A 20,389-nucleotide genomic window follows, 5' to 3' on the forward strand; every position below is an offset into this window, starting at 1 on the left:
GTGCCGACGCAACCCCCACCGAACACCATCACGCTGCAAACCATGACCAACAACGCCATCTCACCCGTGACCCCCGTGGCCGCCGCTGCCGCGGTTGCTGCGGACGCCGAAGCGCCGTCCGCGTCGGTGGCCCCGCGTCCCGCCAGCCGCGCTGCCCGTTGGGGGGCGCTTGGCCTGGCCGTGGGCTTTGGCGCCTTTTTGCTCTGGGCGGCGCTGGCCCCGCTGGACGAGGGCGTGCCAGCCCACGGCAGCGTGGCCATCGACACCAAGCGCAAGCCCGTGCAACACCTCAGCGGCGGCATCGTCAAAGCCGTGCATGTCCGCGAAGGCCAGCAGGTGCAAGAGGGCGAGCTGCTGGTGCAGCTCGACGACCAGATCGCCCGCGCCAACTACGAGGCCGTGCGTCAGCGCTACCTAGGCCTGCGCGCCATGCAGGGCCGGCTGCTCGCCGAGCAAAGCGGCGCAGCCACCATCACCTGGCACCCTGACCTGCTGGCCGCCCAGCAGGACCCCTGGATCGCCGCGCAAATGCAGGCCCAGCAGCAGCTGATGCAGTCGCGCCGCCAGGGCTTGCAAGCCGAAATCGCCGCGTTGCAGCAAGCCATCGAAGGCCAACAGGCTACCGTGCAGGCGCAGCGTTTGGTTCTGCCGGCGCGCCAGCAACAACTGGCCCTGTTGCAAGAAGACTTGCACAACATCTCCGCCCTGGCTGCCGAAGGCTATGCCCCGCGCGTACGCCAAAACGATCTGCAACGCCAAGTCGCCGAGCTGCAAGCGCAAATCACCGAACTCACGGGTGGCATCGAGCGCGGCCAGCGCGCCATCGCCGAGCTGCACCAGCGCATCAGCGCGCGCCAGCAGGACTACCGCAAGGAAATCGAAACCGAGCTCACCCGTGTCAATCTGGACGTGCAAGCCGACGCCGAGCGCTACCGTGCCGCGCGGGCCGAGCTCGAGCGCACGCAAATCCACGCGCCGGCAGCGGGCCAGGTCGTCGGCCTTGCGGTGCAAGCTGCAGGCGCTGTGATCCAGCCCGGGCAAAAGCTCATGGACATCGTTCCGCAAGACGAGCCCCTGCTGCTCGAAGCGCGTCTGGAGCCGCACCTCATCAGCAAGGTGCACCCGGGCCTGCACACCGATGTGCGCTTCCCCGCCTTTGCCCACGACCCGCAGCTCGTCATCCAAGGCGAAGTGGTGTCCGTCTCCGGTGACCTGCTGGCCGACCCGCACAGCGGTCAACCCTTCTACCTCATGCGCGTGGCGCTCACCGAGGAGGGGCGTCGTACCCTGGGTGCGCGCCAGTTGCAGCCCGGCATGCCGGCCGAAGTCATCGTCAAGACCGGCGAGCGCTCGTTGCTGACCTATCTGGCAGGCCCGCTCGTGCGGCGCGTGGCCGCCAGCCTCAAGGAAGAGTGAAGACATGGCCCAGTCCGTGCAAACTGTCCACGCTGCCGCCGCCAGCCTGCGGCGCCGGCTGACCGCCTGGGGCGCGGCGGGCGCCCTGTGCGCGTCGGCCGCACTCGCCCAACCGGTCCAGCAGGCCCCATCCGCTGCGCCATTGGACGTGGTGCAAGCCTACCAGCTAGCGCGCGACCACGACGCCCGCGTGCGCGCAGCCCGTGCCGCCGCCCAAGCCCAGCGCGAGCGCCTGCCGCAGGCCCAGGCGCAGCTGCGGCCCCAGCTTGCGCTGGGCGCCAGCCGGCTGCACAACGACCTGACCCGCACCAGTGCCAACCTGTTCGGCCAGCCGGTGACTCAGGACGAGCGCTATTGGAGCGAAAACGCCACGCTCTCCCTGCGCCAGCCCCTGTACCGCCCGGCACTCACCGCTGGCGTGGCGGTGGCGCAGGCCCAGGTGGCCGATGCCGATGCCGTGCTCGCCGTCGAAGAAAACCAACTCGCGGCGCGCGTCGCCCAAGCCTATCTGGAGGTGCTGCAGGCCCAGGACCAACTCGAGCTCGTGCAGGTGCAGCAGCGGGTTGCCCAGATCCAGCTCGACGCGGCGCGCCAAGCGCTCGAGCGCGGCACCGGCACGCGCACCGATGTCGATGACATCGCCGCCCGCCTGGACCTCTTGGGCGCCGACGCCTTGCGAGCCCAGCAACAAATCGAACAGGCCCGGCGCCAACTGCAGGCCATCACCGGCCCCTTCGACCGTCCCCTGGCGCCCATGGACCACGAGCGTATCGAGTTGGCCCCGCTGCAGCCGCCTGACTTACAAGCCTGGCTGGACCGGGCCGAAGCCGCCAGCCCCGAGCTCGCCGCCTTGCGCGCCCGTGCCGACGCCGCCCAGCGCGAAATCGACCGCGCCTCTGCCGGCCACCTGCCCACGCTGGACCTCATCTTCCAACTCACCCGCAGCGCCAGCGAAAACGTCACCAGCCCCAGCTCACGCTACACCAACCGCGCCGTTGGCGTCCAGTTCAATATGCCGCTCTACAGCGGGGGCTACATCGACTCGGCGGTGCGCCAGGCGGTGGCCGAATACACCCGCGCGCAAGAAACGCTCGAATCCACCCGGCGCGACCTGTTCGTGCGCGTGGCAGAGCAGCACCAGGCGGTCATTCAGGGACAACAGCGTGTCCAGGCCCTGCGCCGCGCCGTGGAGTCGGCCCGCACCGCGGTGCGCTCCAGCGAAGCATCACTGCGTGCCGGCGTGCGCACCGTGCTCGATGTGCTCGACGCCCAACAGCGCCTCAGCAACGCCGAGCGCGAGCTGCGCCTGGCGCGCTACCAAACCCTGCTGGCACGCCTGCGCCTGTCGGTGTTGGCCGGCGATACGGGCGAGGCCGAACTGCAAACCCTCCAGGCACAATTGCTGCAGCCCTAACGCGGCCACCACCCTTCGTCACCGTGCCCATGTCCCACCCCATGCTGTTCCCCATCGTCCTGTCGGGCGGCGCCGGCACCCGGCTCTGGCCCGTCTCGCGCGAGGTGCACCCCAAGCCGTTCATGACCCTGCCGGATGGGCAAACCCTGTTGCACAAAACCTACCGGCGCGCGCTCAGCCTGCCCGGGGTGCAGGAGGTCATCACCGTCACCAACCGCGACCACTATTTCCGCACCAAAGACGAATACATGGCCGTCCAGTCGCCCCTGCCGGCCAGCTACCTGCTCGAGCCCCAAGGCCGCAACACCGCCCCGGCCATCGCCCTGGCGGCGTTGTACTGCCAGCACCACTTCGGGCCCCAGGCCCTCATGCTCGTGCTGCCGGCCGACCACCTCATCACCCGGCATGACGCCTTCGTGCAAGCCGTGCAGGCAGCCACGGGGCTGGCGCAGCACGGTTACTTGGTCACCTTTGGCATCACCCCCACCGCGCCGGAGACGGGCTACGGCTACATCCAGGTGGGCGAACCGCTCGGGCAAGGCTTTGCGGTGCGTCGCTTCGTCGAAAAACCCGACGCCGCCACCGCCGCCAGCTACCTGGCCAGCGGCGGCTATTGTTGGAACGCCGGCATGTTTTGCTTTCAGGCCGGCGTCATGCTGTCAGCCCTGCAAACGGCCAGCCCCGAGGTATGGGCCGCGGCCAGCCGCTGCTGGGAGCACACGCGCGCGCACCTGCCCCCGGGCCCCGGCATGGTCGAGCTCGACGCGGCCAGCTTTGCCGACATGCCCGACATCTCCATCGACTACGCCGTCATGGAAAAAGCCCCCCAGGTGGCCGTGCTGCCCTGCGACCTGGGCTGGAGCGACATCGGCTCCTGGAACGCCTTGTGCCAGCTCGTGCCACCGGACGACCACGGCAACCGCCACATCGGTGACGCCGTCCTGGTGGACAGCCGCGACACCTTTATCCAAAGCGAGCACCACCTCGTGGCCGCCGTGGGCGTGCATGACCTCATCATCGTCGACACGGCAGATGCCGTGCTCGTCGCGCACAAAGACAAAACCCAGGACGTGCGCAAAGTGGTGCAGCGGCTCAAACAGTCCGGGCACGAAACCTACCGCCTGCACCGCACGGTCACGCGGCCGTGGGGCACCTACACCGTGCTCGAAGAAGGGCCACGCTTCAAAATCAAGCGTATCGAAGTCCGTCCCGGCGCCTCGCTCAGCCTGCAAATGCACCACCACCGCAGCGAGCACTGGGTCGTCGTCAGCGGCATCGCCAAAGTCGTCAATGGCGACAGCGAGCGCTTGGTCAACACCAACGAATCCACCTACATCCCCGCCGGCCAAAAGCACCGGCTGGAAAACCCCGGCAAGCTCGACCTCGTCATGATCGAAGTGCAGTGCGGCGACTACCTGGGCGAAGACGACATCGTGCGCTTTGACGACCGCTACGGGCGCACAGTGCAGACCGAACCCGGCACGACCCGCTAACCCCCAGCCCGTGGCGGTCAACCCACGGGCTGCGCCCATGCCAACCATGCCTGCCGACATTCGGCCCCTGCACCTCGGCAAATACCTGCCCCCGCCCGATGCCGGGGTCGAGGCCCACGTGGACCTGCTGCTGCGCGGGCTGCAACCCCTCATGCCCTGCACCCTGGTGGCAGGCGACAGCCCCACGGGCGCCCCGTGCCCCACGGTCCCCTACCGCGTGCTGCGCGCGCGCAACGGGGGGCAGTTCGCCTCAGCGTTTCTCACGCCCGGGGTCATCCCCCTGGCGCTGCGCGAGCTGCGCAGCGGCCGCTGCAACCTGCTGCACCTGCACCTGCCCAACCCATGGGCCGATCTGCTTGCGCTGCTGGCCCCGCGCCACATTCCGGTGGTGGCCACCTGGCACAGCGACATCGTGCGCCAGCGCCTGATCATGCCCATCTACCGCCACATCCAACGCGCCACCTTGCAGCGGGTGCAGCGCGTCATCGTGGCCACGCCCGGCCATGTCACCGGCAGTCACCAATTGCGCGGTGGTGGCGCCGAGCAAAAAATTCTCCACATCCCTTACGGGTTGGACCTGGACGCGCTAACGCCCGCGCACGCCGATGCCAACGTCACCGCGGCCCTCAGAGCCTTCGCCGCCGGCCGGCCCATGGTGCTCACCATTGGCCGTCACGTCTATTACAAAGGGTACGAGCACCTCATTCGGGCATTTGGCCGCATGCAACAGACAGCGGTGCTGGTCATGGTGGGGCAGGGGCCTTTGACCGCCGAGCTGCGCGCCCTGGCCCAACAGCAGGGCGTCTCAGACCGCATCCGCTTTATGGGGGCCATACCGCGGCCGGCCCTGCTCGCTGCCCTGCATGCGTGCGACATCTTCACGCTACCCTCGGTCGAGCCATCCGAAGCCTTTGGCCTGGCCAGCGCCGAAGCCATGGCCTTTGGCAAGCCCACCGTGGTCTGTCAACTGGGCAACGGCGTCAACGTCCTCAACCGGGACGGCGTCACCAGTCTTGCCGTCCCACCCCGGGATCCAGACGCATTGGCGGCGGCGCTCGACCGGCTGGTCGCTAACCCCGCACTGCGGCGCACCATGGGCGCTGCCGCCCGGCAACACATTCAACAACACTACAGTGCGGCCGCCATGGTCGCGGCCACCGCCGCGCTCTACCGGCAACTGGTGCACGGCTAAGCGCCCGGCGTTCGTGCCAGTGGGCTACCCTATACTTACGCCCCATGCCAAAAGCCATCGTTACCGGGATCACCGGCCAAGACGGCGCATACCTTGCGCAGCTGCTGCTCCAAAAAGGCTACCAAGTCTTCGGCACCTATCGGCGCAGCAGCGCGCCCAATTTTTGGCGCATACGCGAGCTCGGCATCCAGCACCACCCGCAGCTGCGCCTCGTCGAATACGACCTCACCGACCCCGGCGCCGCGGTCAGCCTGCTGCAATCGTGCGAGCCTGACGAAGTCTACAACCTGGCGGCGCAAAGCTTCGTCGGTGTCTCCTTCCAGCAGCCCACCACCACCTCCCAAATCACGGGCATGGGTCCGCTGCACCTGCTCGAAGCCATCCGGCTCGTCAACTCGCGCATTCGGTTTTACCAAGCCAGCACGTCCGAAATGTTCGGCAAAGTCCAAGCGGTGCCGCAGACCGAAGACACCCCCTTCTATCCCCGCAGCCCGTATGGCGTTGCCAAGCTGTTTGCGCACTGGATGACCATCAACTACCGCGAGAGCTACGGGATTTTTGGCGCCAGCGGCATTCTGTTCAACCACGAGAGTCCCCTGCGCGGCTTGGAATTCGTCACCCGCAAAATCACCGACGCCGTCGCCCGCATTCGACTCGGCCTGCAGGAGTGTGTGGAGCTGGGCAACCTGGACGCCAAGCGCGACTGGGGCTACGCGCCGGAGTATGTCGAGGGCATGTGGCGCATGCTGCAAGCCGACCAGCCCGATACCTACGTGCTGGCCACCGGCACCACCACCTCGGTGCGTGACTTTGTCCGCATGGCCTTTCAGGCCGCTGGCATCGAGCTGCAATTCCAAGGCCAGGCGGAGCACGAAACCGCCATCGACCTGGCCACTGGCAAAACCGTGGTCCGGGTCAACCCCAAGTTCTACCGGCCTGCCGAGGTGGATCTGTTGATTGGCGACAGCACCCGCGCCCGCACTCGGCTGGGCTGGGCGCCACGCACGTCCGTCGAGGATTTGTGCCGCATGATGGTTCAAGCCGACCTGCGGCGCCTGCAGCACCCGCAAGGCGCTGGCGACATGGGCCGCACCTGACCGTTGCGCGGCCCCTCCAGGCATAGGCGGTGCACCACCTGGCCGATGCGTTTTCATGCTCGACAGTGCATCCCGTTCCCTTTCACGCAGGCGCCAAACGTGGCGCTTCGTGTGGCTGCTCGCGCGCCAGCGCATCGTGGACGCCTACCGTGGTTCGGGGCTGGGCGCGCTGTGGTCGGTGTTGCCGCAACTGACCCAAATCACCGTACTCGCCCTCATACTGGGCACCGTCATGCAACACCGCCTGGGCGCATCGGCCGGCGGCGCCAGCGTCCCTTACGTCGTTTACATGCTGCCCGGGGTCTTGCTGTGGCAACTGTTTCACGACACGCTGGTCAACGTTGCCGATGCCTTGCCCGCGCAGCGCCTCATCCTCAAAAAAAACCCAGTTGATCTGGCCCTCATCGCGCTGTATGTGCCCTTGGCGCAAAGCGTGCCTTTTGGTGTCGGCTTGGCGCTGCTGTGGGCCTTGGTCAGTCTGCTGTGGCAGCCCATCGCGTGGGGCGTCATCGGCGTCACCCTGGTGGCGGCGTTGTGTTTGGTCGCGCTGGCCTACCTCATTGGGCTGACCTGGGGCATGGTGGGGGTGCTCGTGCCGGACGTGCGGCTGGCCTTGCCCGCTTTGCTCCAGGTCGGCTTTTGGCTCACACCCATCGTGTACCCCGCGCACATCATCCCACCTGCACTGCGCGCCTGGGTCGAATGGCTGCACCCCTGGTACGGGTGTTTTGCGCCAGTGCAGGTGGCCTGGACCGGTCTTGCCCCGGCGGTGTCCGCTGGGGCGGCGTGGTGCATGCCCGCCGCCTTGGCGCTGCTGCACGGCGCGCTGTTGATGCGCATGCTGCGCCATGGGCGCAAGGTGGTGCTCGATGCGCTCTGACGCGCTGCTCAGCGTCAGGGGGCTGAGCAAAAGCTTCCACACCCACGAAAGCCGCTGGCGCGCCGTTGCCCGGCTGCTCGGCGTTGCCAACGGCAGCGAGCAGGGCAAACAGGTCTTGCGCGACATCACCTTCGACCTCCTGCCCGGCCAAGCGCTGGCCATCGTCGGCCGCAACGGCAGCGGCAAATCCACCCTGCTCAAGCTCATCACGGGCAGCCTGCTGCCTGACAGCGGCAGCATCTCCTGCTGTGGCCGCATCAGCGCCATTTTGGAGCTCGGCGCCGGCTTCGACCTCCATGCCACGGGGCGCCAAAACATGGCCATGCAAGCCGCCTTGTGGGGCGTGCCCGCCGACGTGTTGGCCGCCCAAGCCCAGGCCATCATCGATTACAGCGAGCTCGGCCCCGCCATCGACGAGGCGGTGCGCACCTACTCCTCGGGCATGCTGCTGCGCCTGGCTTTTGCCATTGCCATTCATGCCCAGGCCGAGCTGCTCATCGTCGACGAAGCCCTGGCCGTGGGCGATGCGCGCTTTCAGCAAAAATGCATGGCGTCCATTCGCGCCCACTTGGCGCGCGGCGGCGGTTTGCTGTTCGTCTCGCACGACCTCAACAGCGTCAAAACCCTGTGCGATCACGCCATCCTGCTCGACGGGGGCGTCATCGTCCAACAGGGCCACCCCGCCAGCGTGTGCGATGCCTACCTCAGCCGCCTGCTGGGCCAGCAAGCCCCCACCAGTGGCCCCACCAGCGCCGCGCCGGGCGCCCAAGCCAGCATCACCCGGCTGCTTGTCAACGGACAGCCGCAACGCGACGTTGCGCTCAAAAGCGGCGACTGGCTGGAAATTGCCATGGAACTGCACGCCCACGCCCCGGTGGACAACCTGGCCGCTGGCTTCATGCTGCACGATGCCCGCGGGCAAGACCTCTTTGGCGTCAACACCCAGCTCAGCGGGCAAACCATCCGCTTTACCCAGCCTGGTCAGCAATGCTGCGTCACGCTGCGCATGCAAGCCTTGCTGGGCCCTGGGCACTACACCATCACCGTCGCCGTCCACGACGCCGACGATTACACTCGAAACGTCATTTTTTGGGGCTTCGGCGCCATCGCGCTCGAAATCCTGGACCCCCAAGGCGGCAGCGTCGGCCACTGCAAACTGCCGCACCAGCTCAGCGTCACCCCTGCGGGGCACCCGCCTTCCGACTAGCATGATCACCAACGCCCTCTATCGCCTCTACGGTCTGATCATCCGCATCCCGGCCGTCGGGCCTTGGCTCGACCGCTGGCTGCGCTCGCGCCGCGGCTGGGTTTACCGCGTGCGCAACCTTGCCCTGCGGCTGGAGCGGCGCCTGTCGGGCCCCGGGGCCGCCCACACATCCAACGTCCACCACACGCTGCAAGACCTGGGCTGGATGATCGAGGGCCTGCGCCAGGGCCTGGCCGATGTCCAGCGCCGCCAGCTGCAATGGCAAACCGGTGGCGCTGCCGAATGGCAAGCGCGTCTGGATCAACACCAGCACGCGCTCAACCTCAAAGTCGATGCCGCCCTGGAGGCGCTGACGCAGCGCGTGGAACGCGCTGAGCGCCAACTGGGGCAAGCCAGGGTGCAGGCCAACGCGGCGGCGCCCCAGCCGCGCATCCTCAATCCCGGCAAACTGGCCGCGCACAGCACGCGGCCGCAGGGGGTGTGGTTGGAAGTGGGCTGCGGCCCGCACCCCGATCCGGACCGCATCAACATCGACCTGCGTGCCCTGCCCGGGGTGGACATCGTCGCCGGTGCCGATGGTCTGCCCCTGGCCGACGCCAGCGTCTGGGACCTGCGCGCCGCGCATTTGGTCGAGCACTTCACCGCCCAGCATTTCGTGGACCGCATCTTGCCCGAGTGGTGGCGCGTCCTGGCCCCGGGTGGCATCTTGCGCCTCATCACCCCAGACCTGCAAGCCATGCTGGCGGCGCACCAGCGTGGCCAGATGTCCGAAACCGACCTCGTCCACGTCCTCTACGGCGGGCAGGACTACGAGGGCGACTTTCATTACCACGCCTACAGCACCCAATCGCTCAGCCACCTGTTGGCGGCGTTCGGGTTCACGGACATCCACACCGTCGCCGCAGGGCGCCGCAACGGCCTGTGCCTGGAGTTCGAGCTAACCGCCCGCAAACCCCTGGCCTGACGCCCAAGGCCGCACGGCCGTCATCTTGCCCGGTTACATCCGTCCCATGCATCAACCTATGCGCGTCAGCGTCGTCATTTGCACCTACAACCGCGCCGCCAGCCTGCCGCGCACACTGCAGGCGCTGGACTACCTGCGCTATCCCCTGCGCGAAACCATCGTCGTCGTCGGCCCCTGCACCGACAACACCCTTGACGTGCTGGCGCCCTGGGCCGATCGTGTGCGCGTGCTGCGCTGCCCAGAGGCCAACCTCTCCATGGCACGCAACATCGGCACCGCCGCTGCTGCGGGCGACATCATCGCCTTCACCGACGACGACGGCCTGCCCGAGGCCAACTGGCTCGACACCCTGGTCAGCGCCTTTGCCGCCGACCCGGGGTTGGGCGGCGCCGGCGGCCTGGTGCGTGACCATACCGGCTGGGCCTACCAAACCCGCCACATCCGCTGCAACCGCTGGGGCGAAGCGCAATTTTTCGACGCTCCCCCGCCGGCCGAAGCGCCGGACTGGTTCATCAGCCTCATCGGCGTCAACAGCGCGTTTCGGCGCAGCGCGCTGCAAGACATTGGCGGCTTTGACGAGGAATACGCCTACTTCCTCGACGAAACCGACGTCTGCCTGCGCCTGCTGGAAAAAGGCTGGCGCATCCGCGTGCTGGACAACGCCGAAGTCCACCACGCCTACGCCCCCAGCCACCTGCGCACCGTCGAGCGCGTGCCCACCACCCTGTACCTGACCGCGCGCAGCAAAATCTACTACGCGCTGCGCCACCTGTCGGCACAGCACAACCCCCTGACCATCATCGACCGCCAACGCCGCGACCTACTGGCTTCGGTGGGCTACCTGCAAAGCGCCGGCAAAATCGACCAGGACGCGGCGCAACGGCTGCAGGATGACATCTGGCGCGCCAGCGCCCACGCCGCGCGCGATGCCTGCGCCCACCCCAACGGCCGCACCGTCCAGCTGCCACCCGCCGTGACCGCGTCGTGGCAGGCCGCCGCCCCCCCGTGGGCCCCGGGGCCCAAGGCACGCGTGCTGCTCATCAGCCGCAATTACCCACCCCAGCCGCTGGGTGGCATTGCCCGCTACACCCAAACCCTGGCCCATGCCTTGGCCGCCCAAGGGCACGAGGTGCACGTACTGGCCGAAACCCCCGACACCCCCTGGGTCGAATTCGACAACGGCGTCTGGGTCCACCGCATCGCCTGCGCCGCCGCCCCTGCCGCGCCGCTGCCAGATCGCCCCCCGTTGCCCGACGTCCTGCGCCGCTGGACGCACGCCGTTGCCAGCTACGCCAACGAACTGCGTGACCGCCTGGGGGTGGACACCGCCATCGCCGCCCTGTGGGATGTAGAAGGCTACGAACTCGCCCGCCAACCCGGCTGGCGCCTCTACACCTACTTGGTCACCAGCTACGCCCTCAACCTGCCCCACAAACCCGACTGGCAGCAAAACCCCCACTACCTGCGTCACCACGTGCAGCCCGTCATCGATGCCGAAGGCTGGCTGCTGCGCAACAGCACCGCCTTGCTGGCCAGCACCCACCAGGTCTGGCGCGACGTGCAAGCCGCCTACGCGTCGCTCGATGGCGTCGCGGTGCATCACCTGCCGTTTGGCATCGCGGACGACCCCGCCATGGCCGCCGACAGCACGCCCGCCCCCAGCGCTGGCAACCCCAGCGGCGCCTGCACCGTGCTCTTTGTGGGCCGCTTTGAGCGGCGCAAGGGCATCGACCTCGTGTTGCAGGCCATCGCGGCGCTGGCGCCCGACTATCCCCAGGTGCACTGGCGCCTGGTGGGCAACGACCGCTTGCCCGACCCCGAACACCCCGGCACCACCCACCGCCAGCGCTTCGAGCGCGCCCACGGCGGTCAACCCTGGTTTGCGCGCGTGCAGTTTGACGGCGAAATCGACGACGCCGCACTGCTGGCCGCCTACCGCGCGTGCGACCTCCTGGTTGCGCCCAGCCGCTACGAATCCTTCGGCCTGATCTACCTCGAGGCCATGCGCGCCGGCAAACCCTGCATCGGCGGCGCCGACGGCGGCGGTGGCGAAATCATCAACCCCGACGTGGGCCTGGCCGTCCCCACCGACGACGCCCAACCCCTCATCGACGCGCTGCGCGCCCTGCTGGACGACCCGCAACGCCGCGCCACCATGGGCCAAGCGGCGCGCCGCGCCTATTTGCGCCACTACACCGACAGCGCATTTGCCGCGCGCACCCTGGCCGTGCTGGGCGTAGCAGCCCCCACCCAGGCACAGTAAGCGAGGGGGCAAGGCCATGTTCGGGGCGCTGCGCCTGATCTTGGCCCTCATGGTGGCGCTCAGCCACGCGGGCGTTTCCTGGGCCGGGTACCACCTGGGTGTGCCAGCCGTCGTCGTCTTTTTGCTGCTCAGCGGCTACGTGGTGGCCGCCATGCTGCAACCGCGCCCGCCATGGGCGCGCTTTTGGGCCGAACGCGCCGTGCGTCTGCTGCCCCCGTACTACACCGCCTGGCTGGTCGGCGTGCTGCTGTGGTGGCTGGGCGTGGACAGCCCCTTTTTGCAAGGCGCCCACCAGCCCGGCTTGTGGTTGGCGGGGCTGCTCGTCATCCCCCTCAATTACGCCACGCTGTGGCCGGCGCTGGACACCTTCACCCCCGTGCCCCCGGCATGGTCGCTGGGGTTGGAAATCCAGTTCTACCTGCTTGCACCGTGGTTACTGGCCGCACCGCGGCGCCTGTGGGGTGCCACCATCCTCACCGCCGGGGTAGGCGCCCTGGCCCAGCTCGGCGCACTGCCCAGCGATGCCTTGGGCTACCGCCTGCTGGTGGGCAACCTCTACATCTTTCTCAGCGGCGCCATGCTCTGGCACGCAGGGCAGGGCAGTGTGCCCCACCGCCGCGCACTCATGGCCCTGTGGTTGTGGGTGGCCCTGGTCGGTGCCGTGACCGGTGCCATGGGCCGCTGGGGGCAACCTTTTGTGCTGGAGGTCACGGCAGGCTACCTGGTCGGCCTGCCCCTGGTCGCTGCGCTGGCACGCCGCCCCCGCACCATGTGGGACGACCGCTTGGCCGACCTTGCCTATCCGCTCTTCCTCATCCACTTTGCGGTGCTGTGGGGCCTGCAGCTTGCGGGCCACCCACCCAGCCCCACGGCCCCGGCGTTTTTGCTGCGTTACGTGCTGCTGGCCCTGGCAGCCGCCTGGCTGGTGCACCGCGTTGCCCAACGTCCATGGCGCGGCCTGCGGCACCGGTTGCGTTACCCACCACCCATACGTTGAGCGTCACACCAAGGTTGAGCATGAACATGGTCACTTCCCCCCAACATCGGCTGCAGCTCATCGAGCTCTACATCGGCTACTTCAACCGCGCGCCCGAGCAGGCGGGGTTGGACTATTGGGTCGCGCAACTGGACAGCGCTCTCTCGCGCGGCGTCAGCCAATCCGCCGCGCTGGCCAACATCGCCAACCAGTTCTACCAGGCCGGGCTGCAGTTTGGGCTGTTTCAAGCCAGCGACAGCACCGAAACCCTCATCCGCACCGTCTACCGCAACGTGCTGGGGCGCGACGAAGTGGACCCCGCCGGCCTGTCCTATTGGAGCCAGCGGCTCGACAGCGGCCACACCACGCGCGGCGAATTTGTGCTGGCGGTCATTCAGGGGGCCAAGGACTATGTGGCGGCAGCGCCGGCCAGCGACCCCTACCACTGGGTAGGCGACTACCTTGCCAACCGCGCCGCCGTCGGCGAATACTTTGCCAGCACCAGCGGGGGGCTAACGGGTCAAGACGCCATCCAACAGGGTCGGGCCATCATCGAATCGTTGGTCACCCGCGATGCGGTGCAGGCCGGCCAAACCGCGCTGGACGCCCTTACCGACGCGGTACGCCAGCGCCAATCCGCGGCATTTGAGGTGTCGACCACCATCCCGGGTACAGAACCGGTGCTGCCCCGCACCGCCGCTCCCGTCACCTGGCTGGACGCCCAAGACGGCGGCCAATCGTATGAATGGAGCGGCAAGACCGTCACCGTGTCCTTCCCCGACACCATCCCGGCCGAACACGCGGCCGAACCCGATTTTGCGGCTGGCTGGGCACCGGTCCCTCCGGCGTGGCGCAGCGCCTGGCTGGATGCCATGCAGCGTGCGGTGGCGCCCATTGGCCTGACGCTGCAACCCGCCCCCGGCGGCACGGGGGACATTCAGGTTGTCCTGGGCAATTTGCCTGACGGTGTTGCCGGCTGGGCAAGTTACCCGGGGCCTGACATCGGCGGCGACATCCAAATCGACCGCGACTTTGCCCAATCCCAAATGCGCACCGCTGCACTGCCAACCAACGGGTTATGGCAGGTACTGGTGCACGAGCTGGGGCACGCCCTCGGGCTCAAGCATCCGTTTGAGGGTTCGCCCCTCATGCCCGGTGCCTTGGACAGCCGGCACTTGACCATCATGAGCTACACCGACGCCCCTGACGTGTGGCCAACCATGCAATGGCGCTACACCCCCAGCAGCGGCATCCGAGAATACTCTGCGGAATACGTCACGGGCTACCGCGCCGACTGGGCACTGGTCGATCAGGCGGCCCTTGCCGCCATGTACGGCCTCAACCCCGCCTACCAAGCCGGGGACACCATCCACCGCCTGGGTGCCCCGTCCCCCCAAACCTGGCTGTACCGCACGGTCAGCGACGCCAGCGGCAACGACACCCTGGACCTGCGGGACCTTACCTACCCCAGCCGCATCGACATGCGCCCCGGCACCCTGTCCGACGTGGACGTACGCACCCCGCAGGACTGGAAGCAGGCCTTCACCGCGCAGGCCGTGGCCTACTACCAACAAATGGGCATCTACAACGCCAGCGTGCACGACTGGATCGTGAGCAACGTCAGCGCCACCATCGACCGCAACGACGTCCTGCCCCGTTTGTGGAACGGCATCAACGCCCTGGCCATTGCCGACGGCACCGTCATCGAAAACCTCATCCTGGGCCCAGCCAACGACACCGTGCGCGACAACGCCGTCAACAACCTCATCCAAACCGGCGCCGGCAACGACACCATCTACCTGGGTGGCGGTGGCTGGGACCGCATCGACGGCGGCGCGGGTGTGGACGTTGTCGTGCTGCCCAACCTGCAACAAGCCAGCATCACCACCCTGCCCGGCAGCCAAGGCGCCATTGTTACCGCCGCTACCTACGGCGCCGTTGTGCAAAACGTGGAATACCTGGCCGCCCCCAACGGCGCATGGTTCGCCCTGGACGCCACGCTGGTGGGCGTGCCGCCCCGGGTGCCGGCGTGGAGCGGTTGGTCGCTGGACGACACCGTGGCCGCGTAGCGCACAAGCGACAACGCTGCGCTGGCGCCTGGGAGGACCCCATAATTGCCTGGGGCACTGTGGGCGGTGCCCCGCCGTTTGCCATAACCAAGGAGGAAAACCATGCCCATCACCAACGACCAGCGCCTCAAACTCATCGAGCTCTACATCGGCTACTTCAACCGCGCACCCGAGCAGGCAGGGCTGGACTACTGGAGCGCGCAACTCGACAGCGCGCTCTCACGGGGCGCAAGTGAGCAAACCGCGCTGGCCAACATCGCCAACCAGTTCTACCAGGCCGGGCTGCAGTTTGGGCTGTTTCAAGCCAGCGACAGCACCGAAACCCTCATCCGCACCGTCTACCGCAACGTGCTGGGGCGCGACGAAGTGGACCCCGCCGGCCTGTCCTATTGGAGCCAGCGGCTCGACAGCGGCCAAACCACGCGCGGCGAATTTGTGCTCGCCCTCATCCAGGGCGCCAAGGACTACGTGGCCGCGGCCCCGGCCAACGACCCCTACCGCTGGGTGGGCGACTACCTCAGCACACGCACCGCCGTGGGCGACATGTTCGCGCGTAACTCCGCCAATCTCTCTGGTGAGCAAGCCATCCTCCAAGGCCAGGCCATCATCAGCAACTACGTCACTCCAGAAAAAGTCAAGCAAAGCCAGGTGGACCTGCAAGCCATCTACCAGGCCATCATGGCAGGTTTGACCGGCACCCCGCAGCAGCCCAACACGCCGTCCAACCCCACCGACCCCACCAACCTGATGGCTGGTACCCCCGGCGACGATACCTTGGTGGGCACCGCGGGCAACGACTACATCCAAGGTCTTGCTGGTAACGACCTGCTGCGCGGTGGCGCTGGCGCCGACAAAGTGGACGGCGGCAGCGGCAACGACCAGCTGTATGGGGACGACGGTGATGATCACCTGTTGGGGGGTGAGGGTGCGGATAAGCTCTACGGCGGCAACGGTGACGATCTGCTCGAAGGTGGCGAAGGCGCGGACCAACTGCGCGGCGAAGCCGGCACCGACACGCTGTACGGCGACGCGGGCAACGACAGCCTGTACGGCGGCGATGGTGACGACATTCTGCACGGCGGCGACGGCGACGACTACCTGGATGGCGGCCTGGGTACCGACCGCCTCTACGGTGGGGACGGCGACGACCGGCTGTTCGATACCGTTTGGAACGACCTGCAAGGCGGCTACTTCGATGGTGGCATGGGCAATGACACCATCGGCTTCAACGCCGGCGGCGTGGCCAAAGGCGGCGACGGCAACGACCGCATCACGGTAGAGGGCAAAGACACCAGCCTGACCACCGGCATCGAAGCTGGCGAAGGCGCTGACACCATCACGCTCAACGACTTGCGTTCCCCGGTGGTCATCGACCTGACCGAACAGACCCCTGCGCGCGACATCATCCGGTTCAACTACCCCGTCGGCAAAATCCCCGCCCAACCGCTTATTGCTGTCAAAGGCTTTGCCCCCGGCAGTGACGTGTTTGACCTAGCCTCCTTCTACACCTGGGCCGCTGGGTCTGGCACCGCGATCTCGGATTTGAGTGCTGGCACGATCCGCAGCACCGACGGCACCATCACGCGCAGCTACGTCCAGTTTCTGGAAAGCCCCGCGGAACCCTACCAAACCTACCTGTCCCCGCCGCGCACCAAAGACGACTACGGCAAGGGCTTCTTTGTCATCACCGGTGCGGCAGCCGCCGGTGCCGACCGTGCCAGCGTGGCCGCGTTTTTGGACGCTTACGGCGACAACGCCACGTACCAGATGGGCAGGTCGCACTACTTCCTCATCAACGTGGGCAACAACGACATGGCGCTGTACAGGTTTACCGACGACACAGGCGCCAACAACCGTATCGTCGCCGACGAGGTCATCCCCCAAGCCATCTTTGTGGGGGTGCGCACCGAACAGCTGACCGAGGCGCAAGTCATCGCCAGCTTCTACAGCGTGTGACGGTGCGACGGGCGCGGTCGCGCCCAAGTGTCGCGTGCACACAACAAAAGCGGGGGTGGCGGGCCACCCCCGCGCCGTTCATACCCGAAAAACGGCCGCCGGGGGTTTCCCCCGCGCCGACAGATGGTTGGCGAGGCGCAACTTTGGCTATACTGCTACGGCGACAGTGCGCGACAGCAGCCATGCGTGTTGCGCGTACGGTGTTCGTAGCAGCAACTTTTACGGAGAGTCAAATGGCTTCATTCATCACCGCGCAACAACGAGAAGCGCTCATCGAGCTGTACATCGGCTACTTCAACCGTGCGCCCGAGGCTGCCGGCCTCAACTACTGGGCGGGTGAGTTGCTGGCCGCGCTCAACGCCGGCCAGACCGAGCAGCAAGCCCTGGCCGGCATTGCCAACCGCTTCTACGACGCGGGCGTGCAGTTTGGCGTGTTCAGCAACGCCATGACGGTGGAGCAGTTCATCCGTACCGTGTACCAGAACGTGCTGGGCCGTGACGAGGTGGACGCCGCCGGCATGACCTACTGGACGCAAAAGCTGACCAGCGGGGAAGTCTCGCGTGGTCAGTTTGTCCGCCAAGTCATTCAAGAGGCCAAAGACTACGTCGCCGCTGCCCCGGCCAATGATCCGTATAAGTGGGTGGGCACCTACCTGGAAAACCGCAAGGCCGTGGGTGAGTGGTTTGCCAACAACAGCACTGGCCTGACCGGTCAAGCCGCCATCGACCAAGGCACCGCCATCATCGCCAACAGCGTGACCAAAGCCACGGCGCAAGCGGGTCAAACCGCTTCGCAGGCGGTAGCGGCTGCCCAGGCTGCCCAAACGGCGCAACAAGGCCAAACCTTCACGCTCACTACGGGTGTGGACAACATCGCTGGCACCGGTAGCAACGACACCATCAACGCCGTGCAGACCAGCACCTCCGGCTCGGTCTTCGGTGGTCTGGACGTCGTCGATGGCGCGGGCGGCAACGACACGCTGAACGTGCAGGATACCGCCACGGCTGCCAGTGCCGCCTTCTCCTTCAATGGCGCGACCATTAAGAACGTTGAGACCCTGGCGCTGACCACTTCCGGTTATCTGAAGAATCTGGATCTGAGTGGCTTCACCGGTCTCAAAACTGTTTCGCTCCTCGCTAACAGCACCAATGCGTCTGCTGATAACACTGGCCTGAAGCTCGGTAGCATCGATACCGTGGCCGTTACGGCGCAAGCAGGCAATGTATCCATTGCTTCCGGCGGCAAGGCCATCAACATCACCGCGGCAGGCGCGGCCACCATCGGCGTGGGCGCGACCGGTGTCGGCAATCAAAACACCAGTGCCACCAGCCTGACCTTGAAAACCGGCAGCGGCACCGTCAACGCTTACGGCTCGGCCCTGACCGATGTCACCGTGCTGGGGGGTGGCACCGTCACCATTCAAAACAGCGACTCTTCGGGCGGCAATAACAACGGCACCACTCTCAAGAGCGTCACGCTCAAGAACGATGCGGGTGCGACGGTGGACGGCAAGGCCATCGAAACCCTGACCCTCAGCGGCCAAGGCGCAGGCGGCACGGCGCGCACGATCACGGTGAACAACAGCACCAGCAACCACGCGCTGACCGTCAACGTGGACGGCACGGGCTACAAGACCGATGGTACCGAAACGCAAACCATCGTTGTGGATGCCGCCGCAAAAACCATCACCGTCAACGCTACTGGCAGCAAGAGCAGCCTGGCATTGACCGGCTCCAACGTCGTGACCACGCTGAACATCACCGGTTCGGCCGCGCTCAAGCAAAAGGTTGACGATCGTGGCACCCTGACGACCATCGACGGCTCGGCCGCCACCGGCAACTTGACCTTGGGCGACCTGAACGCCGCCACCGTCAACGTCAAGACCGGTTCGGGCAACGACAGCTTTGCCATCCAGGCCACCAGCAAAGTGAGCGTGGATGCCGGCGCGGGCAACGACACCGTCACGCTCAAATCGGCCGTGGCTGCGGGCTCCACCATCAACTTGGGCGCGGGCAACGACAAGCTGCTGCTTGCCACCGGTGGTTCCGTGGCAGTTTCTAGCAGCACCTTGATCGACGGCGGTGATGGCACCGACTCCGTGTCGGCCAACCTGCTCAACGCCGGTAACGCCGCCCAGTTCAAGAACTTCGAACTGGTCAACCTCGACAGCACCACCGGCTTCGACTTGGCGCTGCTGGGCACCAACAACACCATCACCGGCCTGACGATGAGCAGCGCCAGCACCACCGCGACCTACCAGAACGTCACCAAGTCGATGGGGCTGACCATTGATTTCGTTGGCAACAACAGCAGCGTGACCAACACCCTGTCGATGACAGGCGTGAGCGGCACCGATGACAGTTACACCATCACTTTCGCTGGCAACAACAGCGGCACCGCGCCGACCAGTGCCAACGTGCGTGCCGGCACCGTGGTGACCTCCTGTATCGAGAACTACAACATCGTTTCGGGTGGCACCAACGCCTGGAACGAGATCACCCTCGGCACCAACTCCGCTGCCAAGACGGTGACGATCACCGGTGCTTCGAATCTGAATCTGGCCTTTGCCTCCGGCTTCGGCTCGATCATCTCGTCCAACACCGGTGTGTCGCTGATCGACGGCTCCGCTGCGACTGGCAAACTGTCTATCGATACCACGAACGTGACGGCCGCCACCGCCGGCCTCACGGTCAAGGGTGGCTCGGCTGCCGACACCATCACCCTGGCGCAGAAGGCGACGGTGGATGCTGGCGCTGGCGACGATACGATCACGGCGGCGGCGGCGGGTGGCACGATCACCACTGGCGCCGGCGCTGACACAGTTAATGTGAAGGTCGCCGTTGCAGCTTCTACCAGCGCTCCGGTGATCACCACCATCACCGACTTCACGGTGGGTACTGACAAGATCACCTTCAAGGATCAAGGCACGGAAACTTTCACCGCCACGAAGGTGGATGTGAGCACTGCAACCGCGCTGTTTGACGGCACGGCGAACGCCCTCGACCTGGCTGCCACGGCCAACGCCGGAACCAACGCCGCGATCACGTGGTTCCAGTACGCGGGTGACACCTACATCGTGCAGGATCTCAGCGCGGCTAACACCTTTGCAGCCACAGACATCGTGGTCAAGCTGAGCGGCCTCGTTGATCTGTCAGGTCTGAGCGTCCATGACTTCAACTTCGCCTAATCTCCTCCGGAGACAAGCACCCGCCCTCGGGTAGGTGCTTGAGGTGATCGAAACCCTGTCCTTCTCACGAGGGGCGGGGTTTTTTCCATGTTTCAGCACAACAGCGGGATTAAAAATGGGACGAGTAAAAGGATCCATCAATAAAAGGGATTGTGCAACCTCTTTTCTGTAAATTTCCGGTTGGGTGGTCATGACAACCGGGTTACAGGTTGAAGTTGAGATAGACCTTGCCGGTCAGCCACTCGTCGTCGAGTTCGGCGAGCATTGCGGAAAC

The 20,389-nt window shown here is 66.4% G+C and carries 13 protein-coding genes; all 13 read left to right on the plus strand.

What is annotated here, in order from left to right:
• The 13 genes from Tther_RS04240 to Tther_RS04300 all read left to right on the plus strand — a co-directional run bounded on the left by Tther_RS04240 (position 1) and on the right by Tther_RS04300 (position 20,115).
• Positions 1-1,416, plus strand: a complete 1,416-nt coding sequence (locus tag Tther_RS04240; protein ID WP_246098906.1) for an HlyD family type I secretion periplasmic adaptor subunit — start codon at positions 1-3, stop codon at positions 1,414-1,416.
• 4 nt (positions 1,417-1,420) lie between these two features.
• Positions 1,421-2,830 carry a TolC family outer membrane protein gene (locus Tther_RS04245; RefSeq protein WP_143901281.1) on the plus strand — a complete coding sequence of 470 codons (1,410 nt, stop codon included), beginning with the start codon at positions 1,421-1,423 and terminating at the stop codon, positions 2,828-2,830.
• Positions 2,831-2,859: 29 nt separating this feature from the next.
• Entirely contained in the window at positions 2,860-4,323 is a 1,464-nt protein-coding gene (locus tag Tther_RS04250) for a mannose-1-phosphate guanylyltransferase/mannose-6-phosphate isomerase (protein WP_246098907.1), read from the plus strand.
• Positions 4,324-4,360: 37 nt separating this feature from the next.
• Positions 4,361-5,515, plus strand: coding sequence for a glycosyltransferase (locus Tther_RS04255; protein WP_143901283.1), 1,155 nt, complete (start codon positions 4,361-4,363; stop codon positions 5,513-5,515).
• Between the two features lie 44 nt (positions 5,516-5,559).
• Positions 5,560-6,612 carry a GDP-mannose 4,6-dehydratase gene (gene gmd, locus Tther_RS04260; protein ID WP_143901285.1) on the plus strand — a complete coding sequence of 351 codons (1,053 nt, stop codon included), beginning with the start codon at positions 5,560-5,562 and terminating at the stop codon, positions 6,610-6,612.
• A gap of 109 nt (positions 6,613-6,721) precedes the next feature.
• Positions 6,722-7,492 carry an ABC transporter permease gene (locus tag Tther_RS04265; RefSeq protein WP_185975002.1) on the plus strand — a complete coding sequence of 257 codons (771 nt, stop codon included), beginning with the start codon at positions 6,722-6,724 and terminating at the stop codon, positions 7,490-7,492.
• Positions 7,482-8,699, plus strand: coding sequence for an ABC transporter ATP-binding protein (locus Tther_RS04270; protein WP_185975003.1), 1,218 nt, complete (start codon positions 7,482-7,484; stop codon positions 8,697-8,699). Before Tther_RS04265 ends, Tther_RS04270 begins: the two co-directional genes overlap by 11 nt.
• A 1-nt stretch (position 8,700) precedes the next feature.
• On the plus strand, positions 8,701-9,663 hold the full coding sequence (locus Tther_RS04275) for a class I SAM-dependent methyltransferase (RefSeq protein WP_143901291.1): 963 nt from the start codon (positions 8,701-8,703) through the stop codon (positions 9,661-9,663).
• A 46-nt stretch (positions 9,664-9,709) separates the two neighbouring features.
• Complete coding sequence (locus Tther_RS04280) at positions 9,710-11,926, plus strand: glycosyltransferase (protein WP_143901293.1); 2,217 nt, start codon at positions 9,710-9,712, stop codon at positions 11,924-11,926.
• Positions 11,927-11,942: 16 nt separating this feature from the next.
• Positions 11,943-12,923, plus strand: coding sequence for an acyltransferase family protein (locus Tther_RS04285; protein ID WP_143901295.1), 981 nt, complete (start codon positions 11,943-11,945; stop codon positions 12,921-12,923).
• Between the two features lie 26 nt (positions 12,924-12,949).
• Positions 12,950-14,971 carry a DUF4214 domain-containing protein gene (locus Tther_RS04290; RefSeq protein ID WP_185975004.1) on the plus strand — a complete coding sequence of 674 codons (2,022 nt, stop codon included), beginning with the start codon at positions 12,950-12,952 and terminating at the stop codon, positions 14,969-14,971.
• Between the two features lie 102 nt (positions 14,972-15,073).
• Positions 15,074-16,927, plus strand: coding sequence for a DUF4214 domain-containing protein (locus Tther_RS04295; RefSeq protein WP_143901299.1), 1,854 nt, complete (start codon positions 15,074-15,076; stop codon positions 16,925-16,927).
• 233 nt (positions 16,928-17,160) lie between these two features.
• Entirely contained in the window at positions 17,161-20,115 is a 2,955-nt protein-coding gene (locus Tther_RS04300) for a DUF4214 domain-containing protein (RefSeq protein WP_185975005.1), read from the plus strand.
• Positions 20,116-20,389: the final 274 nt, after the last annotated feature.

This window comes from Tepidimonas thermarum, assembly GCF_007556705.1.
Classification (GTDB): domain Bacteria; phylum Pseudomonadota; class Gammaproteobacteria; order Burkholderiales; family Burkholderiaceae_C; genus Tepidimonas; species Tepidimonas thermarum.